Source organism: Thermomonas carbonis, from assembly GCF_014396975.1.
Taxonomy (GTDB): Bacteria; Pseudomonadota; Gammaproteobacteria; order Xanthomonadales; family Xanthomonadaceae; genus Thermomonas; species Thermomonas carbonis.
Window position 1 is genome coordinate 670,668 of the sequence record NZ_CP060719.1, and the last position, 15,192, is coordinate 685,859.

Consider the following 15,192-nt stretch of genomic DNA (forward strand, 5'->3'; position numbering starts at 1 on the left):
CCGGTGTCCGCGCGGACGCGGCCGGCGTCCGGACGGACACCGTGGACGCACTTCAAGTCCTTTGGAATCAACAGCTTGCAGTTGGCACGCTTGTTGCGCTGTACACGGCATGGACAACAAATTTCCTTCCGACCGCAGCCCCGACCGCAATCGCATCCGCGACACTGCCGGCCAGGACCAGGTGCGCGCCGCGCCTGCCAACCCGAACCGCCGCCGCTGGCTGGTGGGCGCCATCGCCGGCGTGGTGTTGATCGCCCTGTTCGGCTGGATCGCCTCGGGCTGGCTGGGTGGCGGGCGTTCGTACGACGCCGCGCGCCTGCGCATCGCCGAGGTGAAACGCGGCGACCTGGTCCGCGACCTCAGCGCCGACGGCCGTGTCATCGCCGCCAACAGCCCGACCCTGTATGCGATCGCCGCCGGCACGGTGACCTTGCAGATCGTCGCCGGCGACAAAGTCACCAAGGACCAGGCGCTGGCGGTGATCGACAGCCCGGAACTGCGCAGCAAGCTGGTGCAGGAAGAGTCGTCGTTGGCGAGCATGGAGGCCGAGGCCAGCCGCGCCCTCCTCGATGCGCAGATCATGCGTGCCAATGCGCGCAAGTCGCTGGACCAGGCCACGGTGGAACGCACAGCGGCGATGCGCGATCTCGAACGCTACCAGCGTGCCTTTGATGGCGGCGCGGTGCCGCAGAACGACCTGGCGCGCGCGCAGGACGACATGAAGAAAGCCGAGATCGGCCTGGCCGCGGCCGGCAAGGATTTCGAATTGCAGAGCCGTGGCGCCGGCCTGGACGCACGCAACAAGCAGTTGCTGGCCGACCGCCAGCGCGCGGTAGTCGCCGAACAACGCCGGCAGGTCGAAGCGCTGACCCTGCGTGCGCCGTTCGATGGCCAGGTCGGCCAGGTGCAGGTGCCGCAGGGTACCAGCGTGATCGCCAACGGGCCGGTGCTCAGCGTGGTCGACCTGAGCCGCTTCGAGATCGAAATGAAGGTGCCGGAGAGCTTCGCCCGCGACCTCGCGATCGGCATGCCGGCGCAGATCACCAGCAACGGCGCGCAATTCGCCGGCGAGATCGCCGCGGTCTCGCCGGAAGTGGTGAACGGCGAAGTCACCGCACGCGTGCGCTTCGCCGACGGCAAGCAGCCGCCGGGCCTGCGGCAGAACCAGCGCCTGTCGGTGCGCATCGTGATGGACACCCGCAAGGACGTGCTGATGGTCGAGCGCGGCCCGTTCCTGGAGCAGGAAGGCGGCAGCACCGCGTACGTGGTGGACGGCGACACCGCCGTGCGTCGACCGATCCGGGCCGGCGCGTCCAGCCTCGACGCCGTGGAAATCGTTTCGGGACTCAGGGCCGGCGACCGCATCGTCGTCTCGGGCACCGACCAGTTCGACAACGCGGACCGCGTCCGCATCTCGGGAAATTGAACCCATGAACGCATTCGTCGCCCTCCCCAACGCCTTCAACTGGACCCCGGAGCAACTCGCCGAGGCGGTGCCGTTGCGCCTGCACGAAGCGATCGCCTTCGATGCCGCCGGCCTGCAAGGCGACCTGGTCGCCGCCAACGCGTCGCGCGAGCAGTTGCGCATCGCGCACCACTACCGTGCGAACGCCGCAATGCCGCCGCGCTTCCGCATTTCCTGATCACGCCCTCCACGCAAGGAACCTCGCCATGCTCGACATGCGCCAAGTCACCAAGGTTTACCGCACCGAACTCGTCGAGACGCATGCGCTGCGCTCGCTCGACCTGCATGTCGGCGAAGGCGAGTTCGTCGCCGTCACCGGCCCGTCGGGTTCCGGCAAGACCACCTTCCTCAACATCGCCGGCCTCTTGGAAACCTTCACCGACGGCCACTTCAGCCTGGACGGACAGGATGTGCGCGGGCTCAACGACGATGCACGCAGCAAGCTGCGCAACCAGAAGATCGGCTTCATCTTCCAGGGCTTCAACCTGATCCCCGACTTGAACCTGTTCGACAACTGCGATGTGCCGCTGCGCTACCGCGGCATGCCGGCGAGCGAACGCAAGCTGCGCATCGAGGACGCGCTGGGCATGGTCGGGCTGGGATCGCGGATCAAGCATTACCCGGCGGAACTCTCCGGCGGCCAGCAACAGCGCGCGGCGATCGCGCGTGCACTGGCGGGCAGCCCGCGACTGCTGCTGGCGGACGAGCCCACCGGCAACCTGGATTCGCAGATGGCACGCAGCGTGATGGAGCTGCTGGAGGACATCAACCAGCAGGGCACCACGATCATCATGGTCACCCACGACCCGGAACTCGCCGCGCGCGCGCAACGCAACGTGCACATCGTCGACGGCATGGCCACCGACCTGTCGCTGGAACCCGGGCTGGCGCGCACGCCGGCATCGAGTGCCGACGCCACCACTTCCCACCTCGCCTGAGCAGGCCACGCCCATGTTCGGCTATTACCTCAACCTCGCCGTGCGCAGCTTCAAGCGCAACAAGGCGCTCACCGTGCTGATGGTGCTGGCGATCGCGCTGGGCATCGGCGCATCGATGACTACGCTGACCGTGTTCCATGTGCTGTCCGGCGATCCGATCCCCGACAAGAGCGACCGCCTGTTCTACGTGCAGCTCGATCCGGAAACCATGCAGGGCTACCGGCCCGGCGAAGAGCCGCAGAACCAGATGACCCGCTTCGATTCGGAAGCGCTGCTGGCGCAGAAACGCGGACTGCGCCAGGTCATCACCAACGGCGGCAACGTGGTGATCACTCCGGAAAAGCCAGGCGCGGCACCGGAGTTCACCGACGCCCGCTACGCCAGCAGCGATTTCTTCGCCATGTTCGACGTGCCGCTGAAATACGGTCGCGGCTGGACCGCTGCGGAGGACGAGGGCAAGGCGCGCGTCGCGGTGCTCAGCAAGGAAACCAACGACAAGCAGTTCGGCGGCGCGGACAGCACCGGCAAGACCCTGCGCATCGATGGCAACGACTTCCGCATCATCGGCGTGCTCGATGCCTGGCGACTGGTGCCGCGCTTCTACGATCTCTACAACGACCAGTACGACACCACCGAGGGCCTGTTCCTGCCCTTCAGCACCTCGCGCGACCTGAAGATGGGCACCCAGGGCAGCACCAACTGCTGGGGCGATTCCGGCGGCGACAGCCGTTCGCTCACCGCGCCCTGCGCCTGGCTGCAGTACTGGGTGGAACTGGAATCCCCGGCGAAGGCCGCGGACTACAGGAACTACCTGGTCAACTACTCCGACCAGCAGCGCAAGGCCGGGCGGTACGAGCGTCCGACCAATGTGCGCCTGCGCAACGTGATGGAACTGATGGAGTTCAACGAAGTCGTGCCCGGCGACGTGCGCCTGCAGCTGTGGCTGGCGTTCGGCTTCCTGCTGGTCTGCCTGGTCAACACCGTGGGCCTGCTGCTGGCCAAGTTCCTGCGCCGCAGCGGCGAGATCGGCGTACGTCGCGCACTGGGTGCATCCCGCAGCGAGATCTTCAAGCAATGCCTGGTCGAAGCCGGCACGGTCGGCGTGGCCGGCGGTCTGTTGGGGCTGGTGCTCGCCCTGCTCGGGCTATGGGCGGTGCGCCAGCAACCGGCCAGTTACGCCTCGCTCGCCCACCTCGACGGCTCGATGCTGTTGTCGACCTTCGCGCTGGCCGTGCTCGCCAGCCTGCTCGCCGGCGTGTTGCCCGCGTGGCGGGCGATGCAGGTGGCACCTGCGATCCAACTCAAGTCGCAATGAACTCAGAACTGTCATTCCCGCGAAGGCGGGGATCCAGCTCTTCAGGCCTTGCCCCTCAAGACATTCAAAAGCTGGATTCCCGCCTTCGCGGGAATGACGAGCAAAAGATACGGAGCACCATCATGGAATTCCGCCCCATCCTCTCCACCCTGATGCGCCACAAGATCGCGGCGACGCTGATCGTGCTGGAGATCGCGCTGTCCTGCGCGATCATCTGCAACGCGCTGTTCCTGATCGGCGAACGCATGGATCGCATGAACATGCCGAGCGGCATCGCCGAAACCGAGCTGGTCCGCATCCAGGCCGCCAGCATGCGCCAGCTGTCCGGCGACGATGCGCTGAACACGTCGATCACCCGCGAGTACCTCGACGCATTGCGCAAGGTGCCGGGGGTGAAGAGCGCCGGCATCGCCAACCAGATCCCGTTCGGCGGCTCCAGCAACAACAGCGGCGTGCGCCTGAGCGACGAGCAGCAACACAGCACGCTCAACGCCACCGTCTACCTGGACGAAGGCAATTTGCTGGAAAACATGGGCCTGCGGCTGGTGTCGGGCCGCGATTTCACCGCCGACGAATACCAGGACATGGCGGTGCTCGAGAAGTCCGGCGACCAGGCACGCATTCCCGGCGCGATCATCAATCGCTCGATGGCCGAAAAGATGTTCCCGGGCCAGAACCCGCTGGGCAAGGTCTTCTACAGCTGGGGTGAATCGCCGACCGCGGTGATCGGCGTGATCGAGGACCTGGCGCGGCCCAACAGTGTCGGCCAAGGACCGTACGCGATGATCTTCGCACTGCGCGAGTACGGCCCGGGCCTGCACTACATCCTGCGCACCGAACCCGGGCGTCGCGCGGAAGTGCTCAAGGCGGCTGTCGTCGCACTCAAGAAGACGGATCCCAACACGCTGGTGGTCAACAACGACACCTTCGACGAAATCCGTGCGGGCTTCTTCGAGCAGGATCGTTCGATGGCGTGGATGCTGGTGGTGGTGATCGCCGCGCTGATGCTGGTGACCGCGCTCGGCATCGTCGGCCTGGCCAGCTTCTGGGTGCAGCAACGCACCAAGCAGATCGGCGTGCGGCGCGCGCTGGGCGCCACCCGCGGGCAGATCCTGCGCTACTTCCAGGTGGAGAACTTCCTGCTGGCCAGCGCCGGCATCGTCCTCGGCATGCTGATGGCCTACGGGATCAACCAGTTGCTGATGGCGAAGTACGAACTGCCACGGCTGCCGCTGTTCTACCTGCCGATCGGTGCGGTCGCGCTGTGGTTGCTGGGGCAGGTCGCGGTGTTCTGGCCGGCACGCAAGGCAGCATCGGTGCCGCCCGCCATCGCCACGCGTTCGGTCTGATCCTTCGCCGCCCGCCTACAATCACCGCATGCAATTCCCGGGATCCCCATGAACCACGTCGTTCGCCGATGCGGCATCGCCCTGTTCGCCACGATGGCGTTCGCGGCGTCGGCCGCCAACCCGCAGCCGGCGTCCTTGCACGACACCATCGCCGCGCTGGACAGCGCGGTGTTCGATGCCTTCAACCGCTGCAGCGAGCCCGCGCAATTGCAGGCGCATGCCGACCATTTCGCGCCGGACGTCGAGTTTTACCACGACACCGGCGGCGTCACCTGGACCCGCGAGGCGATGATCGAAAACACCGCAAAACATGCCTGCGGCCATTACACGCGCGAGCTGGTCGCCGGCAGCATGCAGGTGTATCCGGTCAGCGGGTTCGGCGCCATCTCGCGCGGCGTGCATCGCTTCTGCCGGGTCGACAGCGGACGCTGCGAAGGCGAAGCCGATTTCACAATCGTGTGGCGCCAACAGGACGGCGGCTGGAAGATCACGCGCGTGCTGAGTTACGGTCATCGGCCCAACCCGGCCGCGCCCTGAGCAGCGAGCCACCGGATCCCATGTCCACCATCCTGGTCATCGACGACAACCGTGCGGTCAGCACCGCGCTCGAGGTGCTGTTCTCGCTGCACGACATCGACACGCTGCATGCGGAGTCGCCGCACGAAGGACTCGACCTGCTGCAGCGCGAGCAGGTCGACCTGGTGATCCAGGACATGAATTTCGAAGCCGACACGACCTCCGGTGACGAAGGCACTGCGCTGTTCCATGAACTGCGCACGCGCCATCCCGACCTTCCGGTGATCCTGCTGACGGCGTGGACGCATCTGGAATCGGCGATCGATCTGGTCAAGGCTGGTGCCGCCGATTACCTGGCCAAGCCCTGGGACGACCGCAAGCTGCTGGTGACGGTGAACAACCTGCTCGAACTCGCCGAGGCACGTCGCGAACTCACCCAGACGCAACTCGGCGAACGCCGCCGCCGCGATGCTTTGCTGCGCGACTACGACTTGCGCGGCATCGTCTACGCGGATCCGGCCAGCGAGAACGCGCTGGCGCTGGCCTGCCAGGTGGCGAAATCGGACATCCCGGTGCTGGTGACCGGCCCGAACGGTGCCGGCAAGGAACGCTACGCCGAGATCATCCACGCCAATTCGCTGGTGCGGAATGGTCCCTTCATCGCGCTCAACTGTGGTGCGTTGCCGAGTGAACTGATCGAAGCCGAATTGTTCGGTGCCGAGGCCGGCGCCTACACCGGTGCGACCAAGCCGCGTGAAGGCAAGTTCGAAGCGGCCGATGGCGGCACCTTGTTCCTCGACGAGATCGGCACGCTGCCGCTGGCCGGCCAGGTCAAATTGCTGCGCGTGCTGGAGACCGGCCGCTTCCAGCGGCTGGGCAGCAACCGCGAGCGCAGCGTCAAGGTGCGCATCGTCAGCGCGACCAATGCGAATCTGCAGGCACTGATCGCCGACGGCCGCTTCCGCGAAGACCTGTTCTACCGGCTCAACGGCATCGAACTGCGGCTGCCACCACTCGCCCAACGCCCACGCGACATCCTGCCGCTCGCCCGCCACTTCCTGCCCGCCGGCAAGCGCCTCGGCGACGATGCCGAACGCGCGCTGCAACGCCATGGGTGGCCGGGCAATGTGCGCGAGTTGCGCAATGCGGTGCAGCGCGCTGCCTTGCTTTCGCGCAGCGATGTCATCGCCGCCGCGGACCTCGCCTTGCCGCCGGGCACGCAGGATGCGGGAACGACTGGCGGCGAAGAACCCGACCGCGCCAGCATCGAAGCCGCACTCGAACGCAATGGCGGCGTGCTCGCACAGGCCGCCGCGGATCTGGGCCTGTCGCGGCAGGCGCTGTATCGCCGGCTCGACCGGCTCGGCATCGCGCGCAGCTGATGCGCGTCCTGCGCGTGCTGCCGATCGCGGTGCGGATGATCGCGATCACGATCGGCGGAATCGCGGCCGCCACTGCGTCGACCGTGCTACTCGCGCGCTGGATGCCGCTGTGGGCCGCGGCGCTGGTTGCCGCGGTGCTCATCGGCAGCGTGGTCGCGGCGATCATCTGGCGCGCGCTGGTGCCGATGCGCGCGCTGTTCCGCGCACTCGCCGGTACCGTCGCCAGTTATCGCGACGGCGATTTCAGTTTCGGCATCACCTGGGACAAGGCCAGCGACCTGATCGAACTGGTCGACGCGCACAACGCGCTGGGCAACGCCTTGCGCGAGCAACGCCTTGCGCTGGTGCAACGCGAACTGCTGCTCGACACGATGGTGCAGAACACCCCGGTGGCGATGGTGCTGGTCGATGCCTCGCGGCGCATCGTGCTGGGCAACCTGGCCGCGCGACGCATGCTCGGCGAAGGCCGGCGGCTGGAAGGACGCGCGTTCGAGGACGTACTCGCGAAAGCGGACACTGCCCTGCAGGAAGCTTTCGAGCGCGGCGGCGACGGCATGTTCACCGTCGGCAGCGACGACGACGAGGATATTTATCATCTGTCGCGGCGCGGCTTTCGGCTCAACGGCCGGCCGCATGAACTGGTATTGCTGCGCCAGCTCACCGCGGAACTGCGCCGACAGGAAGTGCAGACCTGGAAAAAAGTGATCCGGGTGATCAGCCACGAGCTCAACAACTCGCTGGCACCGATTGCATCACTGGCGCATTCCGGTGCCGAGCTGCTGCGCCGCGGCCAGCACGAACGCCTGCCCGCTGCTCTGGCAACGATCGAGGATCGCGCGCGGCATCTGGAAGGCTTCATCCGCGACTACGCACGCTTCGCCAAGCTGCCGGCACCGCGCAGTACGCCGGTGGAATGGTCGCAATTCCTCGCCCAGCTGCGCTCGCAAGTGGAGTTCGTGCCCGACGTGCAGCCGGAGGATGGCATCGGCCGTTTCGATGTCGCGCAGATGGAACAGGCGCTGCTCAATCTGCTGAAGAACGCGCATGAATCCGGCACCGCAGCCGACGAAGTTCGCGCCTCCGTGCGACGCACGCCGGAAGGCTGGCGCATCGACGTCCTCGACCGCGGCAGCGGCATGAACGACGCGGTGCTGGCGAACGCGCTGCTGCCGTTCTATTCGACCAAGCGCCACGGCACCGGACTTGGCCTCGCCCTGGCCCGCGAGATCGCCGAAGCGCACGGCGGCCGCATCGCCCTGCTCAATCGTGAAGGCGGCGGGTTGTGCGTGTCGATGGTGTTGCCGGTGTGACAAGCTCTCGTGGGAGGGGCTTCAGCCCCGAGCTTTTCATGCGACTGCATCGCCAGCGATCGAAGAACTCGGGGCTGAAGCCCCTCCCACAAAAGCAGTTTGCTACTTCGGCTGCTTCACCGGCCGCAACCAGCCCTCCAGCGTCACCTGGCGTGCACGCGCCACCGTCAATGCGCCCGCCGGTGCATCCCTGCCGATCACCGAACCGGCGCCGATGGTCGCGCCCGCGCCGATCGTCACCGGCGCGACGAGTGCGCTGTTGGAACCGACGAAAGCGTTGTCGTGAATCGTGGTCGTGAACTTGTTGGCGCCGTCGTAGTTGCAGGTGATGGTGCCGGCACCGATGTTCACGCCCGCACCGATCACCGCATCGCCCAGGTAACTCAGGTGATTCGCCTTGCTGCCCACGCCGACGGTCGCGTTCTTGGTCTCGACGAAGTTGCCGATGTGCGCGCCATCGGCGAGCACGGTGCCGGGACGCAGCCGCGCGTAGGGACCGACCTGCACCGCGCCTTCGCTGCGCGCGCCTTCGAGGTCGCAATGCGCGCGCACCTCGGTGCCGGCGGCGAGCATGCTGTCCTTGATCCGGCAGAACGGGCCGATGCGCACGCCATCGCCCAGTTCGACCTCACCCTCGAACACCACATCGATATCGATCTCGACATCGCGACCCACCCGCACCGTGCCGCGGATATCGATGCGCGCCGGGTCCGCGACGCGCGCGCCATCGATGCACAAGGCCTGCACCTGGCGCAGCTGGAACGCGCGCTCGAGGCGCGCGAGTTGCCAGGAATCGTTCGCCCCTTCGGTTTCCAGTGGATCGGCGACCACCACGATTTCCGCAGCAGCATATTCGTCGGCCGCCGCCGCGAACACGTCGGTGAGGTAGTACTCGCCCTGCGCGTTGTCGTTGCCCAGGTGTTCCAGCCAGCGCTTGAGTGCGGTGGAATCGGCGGCGATCACGCCGGTGTTGACCAGACGGATCCGCCGCTGTTCCTCGTCGGCGTCCTTCTGCTCGACGATGGCGGCCACGCGGCCCTCGGGATCACGGAGGATGCGGCCGTAACCGGTCGGATCGGGCAGGTCCGCAGCAAGCACGGCCAGCCGCCCCGGCGCATCCAGCAAACGCTGCAGCGACTGCGCGGTGATCAGCGGCACGTCGCCGTACAGCACCAGCACGCGCGCATCATCCGGCACGCCGGGCATCGCCTGCTGCACGGCGTGGCCGGTACCCAGTTGTTGCGCCTGCTCCGACCACTGCAGGTCGGGCTGGTCGACGAACGCGGCGCGGACCTGCTCGCCGCCGTGCCCGTAAACCACGTGGATGCCCTGTGGCGACAGCGCGCGGGCGGCATCGATGGCATGCGCCAGCATCGGTCGACCCGCGACCTTCTGCAGCACCTTCGGCAGCGCGGACTTCATCCGCTTGCCTTCGCCAGCGGCCAGGACAACGACATGCAGGGGTGCGCTCATGGACGGGCTCGCGTTGGAAGGCCCCGATTCTAACGGTTGCCCCGCGGGCGACGCCCACGCGGCATTGACGCTTTCCCGCCAGCCCCTAGCATGTGGCCGATGCCCGACCACCCACGCTCATCGCCACTGCCTGCCGTCCTGCTCTGGGCAGGCATTGCGCTGTGCGTGGTCGGATTGGCCGTGCATCGCATGTGGGAAGAACTGCCGTTCCCGCGCGCCTTCGAACACGGCCTGCTGGCCTTGCTCGCGCTTGCGGCGGCCTGGCCACTGCAACGCTGGCTGCGGTGGTCACGCGCGGCATCGCTTTGCACGGTCTGGCTACTGGCGCTGGCGGTGTTTTCCGGGCCGATGCCGGTACTCGCCGCCGCCCTGCTGGCGGTAGCCGCGGTCGGCCTGGGCAGCCTGTTACTGCGCGGTGCCATCGCACTCCCCATCGGCTTGGCGATGATCGCCGGCACGCTGGTTTGGCTGCTGTCGTTGCCGATTCATCATCGCGCCGTCTACGTCGTCGCCTGCATCGCGGTGGTCGCGTGGCGACGCCGGGCGATCCTCGAAATCGCGCGGGCCACATGGCAGCAGTTCGATGCCGGCGTGCGTGCGTCGCCCGCGGCCGCTACCGGCGCGATGCTGCTTCTCGGCTTGGCCAGCACCGGTGCGTGGCTGCCGACGATGCAGTCCGACGACGTCGCTTACCACCTCGGCTTGCCTTCGCAACTGCAGACCACGGCGCGCTATGCGATGGACGCGCATCTTCAGGTCTGGGCGCTGGCGCCATGGAACGGCGACGTGCTGCAGGGCGTGGCGCAGGTGCTGGCGGGCGGCGAAGCGCGCGGCGCATTGAATGCGTTGTGGCTGCTGATCGCCGCCGGCGCGATGCACGGACTCGCGGGTGCGCTCGGCGGCGATGCGACGCGGCGTTGGTGGGCAGTGGCGCTGATGGCCAGCCTGCCGCTGAGCATGCACCTGGCCAGCGGCATGCAGACCGAACTGGTCGCGATGGCCTGGCTGCCGGCGCTGGCGTGGCTGGTGTTGCGCGACGCCGACGCATCATCGCCACGCAACATGCTCGCGGGCGCGCTGCTGTTCGGTGCGTTATGCGGGCTGAAGCTCATGCACGGCGTTGTAACGCTGCCGCTGCTGGCGTGGGCTGCGTGGCGACATCGTGCGCACCTGCCATGGCGCGCATTGCCCGTCGGTGCGTTGCTGGCAGCCATTACTGGCGGCTCGAGTTATGTCCACGCCTGGTGGCTCACCGGCAATCCGTTGCTGCCGCTTTTCAACGATTTTTTTCGCTCGCCGTTCTTCGCGCTGCGCGATTTCAGCGACCCGCGCTGGAGCGGTGGTTTCGATGCCGACGTCCTATGGGACATCACGTTCGATACCGGCGGCTATTTCGAGGCGTACCCAGGCGGGTTCGGGTTCGTGCTGATGGCGACTCTGGGTGTGTGGCTGCTCGCGTTGCGCGATCCCCGCACGCGCGGTCTGGCAGTGGTCGCCAGCATCGGCCTGCTGCTCACCTTGTTGCCGCTGCAGTACGCACGCTACCTGCAGCCGGCGCTGGTCTTGCTGCTCCCGGGATTGGTCGTTGCGTGGCCGAGCCTGCGCCACGGCGCAATCGCGTTCTGGGGCGTGTGCGTGTTGAACCTCGCCTTCGCCACCAATGCCAACTGGATGCTGCGCACTGGTGCGCTGAAGCGCGACATTGCCAGTCCCGGCAACAACGCGCCGTTGTTCGAGCGCTATGCGCCAGAGCGCCTGCTCGCTGCACGCTTGCCGGACGACAATTCCCTCGTGCTGGTGCTGCCGGGCAACTACGGGGCGCTCGCGGAACTGGGCCAGCGCGGGCGCAACGTCAGCTGGTATTCGCCGAAATGGGAAACGGAATTCGCGCGCGTGGATGCCGATGCGAGCGGCAAGGCATGGGCCGAGCTGCTGCATCGCAACCGCATCGGCCACATGATTGTCGATGATCGCAAGGCCAGCGCCGCGCTGCGTGCCGGACTCGATATCGCAGGGGCACGCAAGGCCGACGAAGCCGCCGACAGCCAACGCTGGTCGCTGCCAGTGGGAACCGCGCGATGACCCTGCGCCGGCACCTCGGCGGTTATGCGGCGATCGGCCTGCTGCAATGGCTGGTCGAATACGGGCTGATGCTCGCGCTGAGCGAATGGGTGATGCCGGTGGAACCGGCCAACGTGATCGGCCGGCTGGCAGGCGCGACGCTGGGCTTCTGGCTCAACGGCAAATGGACCTTCGCCGCAGACGACACCCACCTTGGCCGACATGCGGCGATGCGTTTCTTCGTCATGTGGATCGCACTCACTGTGCTCAACACCTGGATCGTCGCCCACCTGGACGACGTCTTCGGCCTGCGCACCGCGCAGTTGCTCAAGCCGGGGGCTGACCTGCTGTCCGGTGGCATCGGCTTCCTGCTGTCGCGGCACTGGGTCTACCGCAAGGCCTGACGCGCGTGGTTGCCCGATGCGTCGATCGCGGCGGGCATTCGCTTCGCGGCTCGAAATGCCGCTGCGCGAACACCCACCACACTCGCCGCTCTGGCAGTCCCGTTCCCGGAAACGAAAAACGCCGGCACAAGGCCGGCGTTCCGTGAAGCGAATGGCATCGACCTCAGTGCTTGAGGTTCTTGCGCAAGCGCTCCAGCGCCTGCAGCTGCGCGGAGACTTCGGCCAGTTTCTGCTGCGCCTCGGCGATGTCCATCTTCTCGCCGCGGTGGGCGATGATGCGCTCGGCTTCTTCCTTGGCCGCACGCACCGCGGCCTCGTCGATTTCGTCGGCGCGCACCGCGGTGTCGGCCAGCACGGTGACCACCGTCGGCTGCACTTCGAGGATGCCGCCGGAGATCGCGAAGTCGAGCTTCTCGCCACCCGGCAGGGTCACCACGACCTTGCCCGGCTTCAAACGGGTGATCAGCGGCGCGTGCTTGGGCGCGATGCCCAGCTCGCCGAGTTCGCCCGTGGCCACGACCAGCTCGGCCTCGCCATGGAAGATCTCGGCCTCGGCGCTGACGATGTCGCAACGAATGGTGGATGCCATGGTGATTCCTTAGGCCGCCAGCTTCTTGGCCTTCTCGACCACTTCGTCGATCGAGCCGACCATGTAGAACGCCTGCTCCGGCAGGTGGTCGTACTCGCCGTCCACGATGCCCTTGAAGCCGCGGATGGTGTCCTTCAGCGACACGTACTTGCCCTTCGAACCGGTGAACACTTCGGCCACGGTGAACGGCTGGCTGAAGAAGCGCTCGATCTTGCGCGCGCGGGCCACGGCCTGCTTGTCTTCTTCCGACAGCTCGTCCATGCCCAGGATCGCGATGATGTCCTTCAGTTCCTTGTACTTCTGCAGGGTGCCCTGCACGCGACGCGCGGTCTCGTAGTGCTCGTTGCCGATCACGTTCGGATCCATCATGCGGCTGGTCGAATCCAGCGGATCCACCGCCGGGTAGATGCCGAGCGACGCGATGCTGCGCGACAGCGCCACGGTCGAGTCCAGGTGGGCGAAAGTGGTGGCCGGCGACGGATCGGTGTAATCGTCGGCGGGCACGTACACGGCCTGGATCGAGGTGATCGAACCGGTCTTGGTCGAGGTGATGCGTTCCTGCAGCACGCCCATTTCCTCGGCGAGGGTCGGCTGGTAACCCACCGCCGACGGCATGCGGCCGAGCAGCGCCGACACTTCGGTACCGGCCAGGGTGTAGCGGTAGATGTTGTCGACGAACAGCAGCACGTCGCGGCCTTCGTCGCGGAAGTACTCGGCCATGGTCAGGCCGGTCAGCGCCACGCGCAGGCGGTTGCCCGGCGGCTCATTCATCTGGCCGTACACCATCGCCACCTTGGACTTGGCGTGCTCCTCGATGTTGACGACGCCCGACTCCTGCATCTCGTGGTAGAAGTCGTTGCCCTCGCGGGTACGCTCACCCACGCCGGCGAACACCGACAGGCCGCTGTGCTCGGTCGCGATGTTGTTGATGAGTTCCATCATGTTGACGGTCTTGCCCACGCCGGCGCCGCCGAACAGGCCGACCTTGCCGCCCTTGGCGAACGGGCACATCAGGTCGATCACCTTGATGCCGGTTTCCAGCAGCTCCGTGGTCGCCGCCTGGTCTTCATACGACGGCGCCGCGCGGTGGATTTCCCACGTGGTGTCGGCGACGACCGGACCGGCCTCGTCGATCGGGCGACCGAGCACGTCCATGATGCGGCCCAGCGTGCCGATGCCGACCGGCACCGAGATCGCGCGGCCGGTGTTGTCGGCCAGCAGGTTGCGCTTCAGGCCGTCGGTGGAGCCCAGCGCGATGCAGCGCACCACGCCATCGCCGAGCTGCTGCTGCACTTCCAGCGTGATTTCGGTGTTCTGCACCTTCAGCGCGTCGTAAATCTTCGGCACGCTCTCGCGCGCGAATTCGACGTCGACGACTGCGCCGATGATCTGGACGATCTTGCCCTGGTTGCTCATCACTATGTCCTCTGAATCGCTTGATGCTGCTTTGTAGGAGCGGCGTGAGCCGCGATCTTTTCCCGGTCGCGGCTGACGCCGCTCCTACAGGAATGTGTTTTGGATCAAACCGCCGCGGCGCCGCCGACGATTTCGGAAATCTCTTGCGTGATCGCCGCCTGCCGCGCCTTGTTGTAGATCAGGTTGAGCGTACCGATCAGCTTGTTGGCGTTGTCGCTCGCGGCCTTCATCGCGACCATGCGCGCAGCATGCTCGGAGGCCACGTTCTCCATCACCGCCTGGTACACCAGCGACTCGATGTAGCGGGTCAGCACGTGCTCAAGCACGCTTTCGGCATCGGGCTCGTACAGGTAATCCCAGTCGTGCCTGGCGACCTGCGTCTCCGACGCCGCCAACGGCAGCAACTGGTCGAAGCTGGCCTTCTGGGTCATCGTGTTGACGAAGCCGTTATACGACAGGAACACCTTGTCGACGGTGCCGGCGGTGTAGGCATCCAGCATGACCGTGATCACGCCGACCAGTTGCTCGACGCGCGGCACGTCGCCCAGGTGGGTCACCGAGCCGAGCATGCCGACCTTGAGCCGGCGGAAGAACACCGAGGCCTTCTGGCCGATGGTGACGACATCGATCTCGACGCCCTTCTCCTGCCAGCCGCGGAACTCGACCAGCAGCTTGCGGAACATGTTGTTGTTCAGGCCGCCGGCCAGGCCGCGATCCGACGACACGATGATGTAGCCGACGCGCTTGATCTCCGCGCGTTGCACCAGGTACGGGTGGCGGTACTCGGAGTTCGCCTGCGCCAGGTGGCCGATCAGCTGCTTCATCGCCCGCGCATACGGCCGCGAGGACTTCATCCGATCCTGCGCCTTGCGGATCTTGGAGGCCGAGACCATTTCGAGCGCGCGCGTCACCTTGCGGGTGTTCTGCACGCTCTTGATCTTGGTTTTGATTTCTCTGCCGCCGGCCATCTTGTC

General features: G+C 66.6%; 14 protein-coding genes. 10 read left to right on the forward strand and 4 right to left on the reverse strand.

Features of this window, described 5'->3' with window-relative positions; genetic code table 11:
• Positions 1–109: 109 nt before the first annotated feature.
• From H9L16_RS03180 to H9L16_RS03215, 8 genes are all read left to right on the forward strand, one after another.
• Complete coding sequence (locus H9L16_RS03180) at positions 110–1,426, forward strand: efflux RND transporter periplasmic adaptor subunit (RefSeq protein WP_187553147.1); 1,317 nt, start codon at positions 110–112, stop codon at positions 1,424–1,426.
• A 4-nt stretch (positions 1,427–1,430) separates the two neighbouring features.
• The gene (locus H9L16_RS03185) at positions 1,431–1,643 is read left to right on the forward strand and encodes a hypothetical protein (protein ID WP_187553148.1); all 213 of its coding nucleotides are present in this window, start codon (positions 1,431–1,433) and stop codon (positions 1,641–1,643) included.
• A 28-nt stretch (positions 1,644–1,671) separates the two neighbouring features.
• A complete protein-coding gene (locus H9L16_RS03190) occupies positions 1,672–2,403 on the forward strand; it encodes an ABC transporter ATP-binding protein (protein WP_187553149.1) in 732 nt (243 codons plus the stop codon).
• 13 nt (positions 2,404–2,416) lie between these two features.
• Positions 2,417–3,718, forward strand: a complete 1,302-nt coding sequence (locus tag H9L16_RS03195) for an ABC transporter permease (RefSeq protein ID WP_187553150.1) — start codon at positions 2,417–2,419, stop codon at positions 3,716–3,718.
• A gap of 122 nt (positions 3,719–3,840) precedes the next feature.
• Complete coding sequence (locus tag H9L16_RS03200) at positions 3,841–5,067, forward strand: ABC transporter permease (RefSeq protein WP_187553151.1); 1,227 nt, start codon at positions 3,841–3,843, stop codon at positions 5,065–5,067.
• Between the two features lie 48 nt (positions 5,068–5,115).
• Entirely contained in the window at positions 5,116–5,604 is a 489-nt protein-coding gene (locus H9L16_RS03205; protein ID WP_187553152.1) for a nuclear transport factor 2 family protein, read from the forward strand.
• 20 nt (positions 5,605–5,624) lie between these two features.
• Complete coding sequence (locus H9L16_RS03210) at positions 5,625–6,965, forward strand: sigma-54-dependent transcriptional regulator (protein WP_187553153.1); 1,341 nt, start codon at positions 5,625–5,627, stop codon at positions 6,963–6,965.
• Positions 6,965–8,275 carry a sensor histidine kinase gene (locus H9L16_RS03215; RefSeq protein WP_229796528.1) on the forward strand — a complete coding sequence of 437 codons (1,311 nt, stop codon included), beginning with the start codon at positions 6,965–6,967 and terminating at the stop codon, positions 8,273–8,275. Before H9L16_RS03210 ends, H9L16_RS03215 begins: the two co-directional genes overlap by 1 nt.
• Before the next feature lie 102 nt (positions 8,276–8,377).
• On the opposite strand, the gene glmU is transcribed toward H9L16_RS03215, so the two are convergent.
• The gene (gene glmU / locus H9L16_RS03220) at positions 8,378–9,748 is read right to left on the reverse strand and encodes a bifunctional UDP-N-acetylglucosamine diphosphorylase/glucosamine-1-phosphate N-acetyltransferase GlmU (RefSeq protein WP_187553154.1); all 1,371 of its coding nucleotides are present in this window, start codon (positions 9,746–9,748) and stop codon (positions 8,378–8,380) included.
• Positions 9,749–9,847: 99 nt separating this feature from the next.
• On the opposite strand from glmU, the gene H9L16_RS03225 reads away from it, so the two are divergent.
• Both H9L16_RS03225 and H9L16_RS03230 read left to right on the forward strand, forming a co-directional pair.
• The gene (locus H9L16_RS03225) at positions 9,848–11,830 is read left to right on the forward strand and encodes a hypothetical protein (RefSeq protein ID WP_187553155.1); all 1,983 of its coding nucleotides are present in this window, start codon (positions 9,848–9,850) and stop codon (positions 11,828–11,830) included.
• Positions 11,827–12,213 (forward strand): GtrA family protein, encoded by a 387-nt coding sequence (locus H9L16_RS03230; protein ID WP_187553156.1) that lies wholly within the window; start codon positions 11,827–11,829, stop codon positions 12,211–12,213. Before H9L16_RS03225 ends, H9L16_RS03230 begins: the two co-directional genes overlap by 4 nt.
• 163 nt (positions 12,214–12,376) lie before the next feature.
• Here the strand turns inward: H9L16_RS03230 and H9L16_RS03235 are convergent, their stop codons facing one another.
• The 3 genes from H9L16_RS03235 to atpG all read right to left on the reverse strand — a co-directional run bounded on the left by H9L16_RS03235 (position 12,377) and on the right by atpG (position 15,186).
• Positions 12,377–12,802, reverse strand: coding sequence for a F0F1 ATP synthase subunit epsilon (locus H9L16_RS03235; protein WP_187553157.1), 426 nt, complete (start codon positions 12,800–12,802; stop codon positions 12,377–12,379).
• Positions 12,803–12,811: 9 nt separating this feature from the next.
• Positions 12,812–14,218: a F0F1 ATP synthase subunit beta gene (atpD, locus tag H9L16_RS03240; protein WP_187553158.1), complete on the reverse strand. Its 1,407-nt coding sequence runs from the start codon at positions 14,216–14,218 to the stop codon at positions 12,812–12,814.
• A 104-nt stretch (positions 14,219–14,322) separates the two neighbouring features.
• Complete coding sequence (gene atpG / locus H9L16_RS03245; RefSeq protein WP_187553159.1) at positions 14,323–15,186, reverse strand: F0F1 ATP synthase subunit gamma; 864 nt, start codon at positions 15,184–15,186, stop codon at positions 14,323–14,325.
• Between the last annotated feature and the right edge of the window lie 6 nt (positions 15,187–15,192).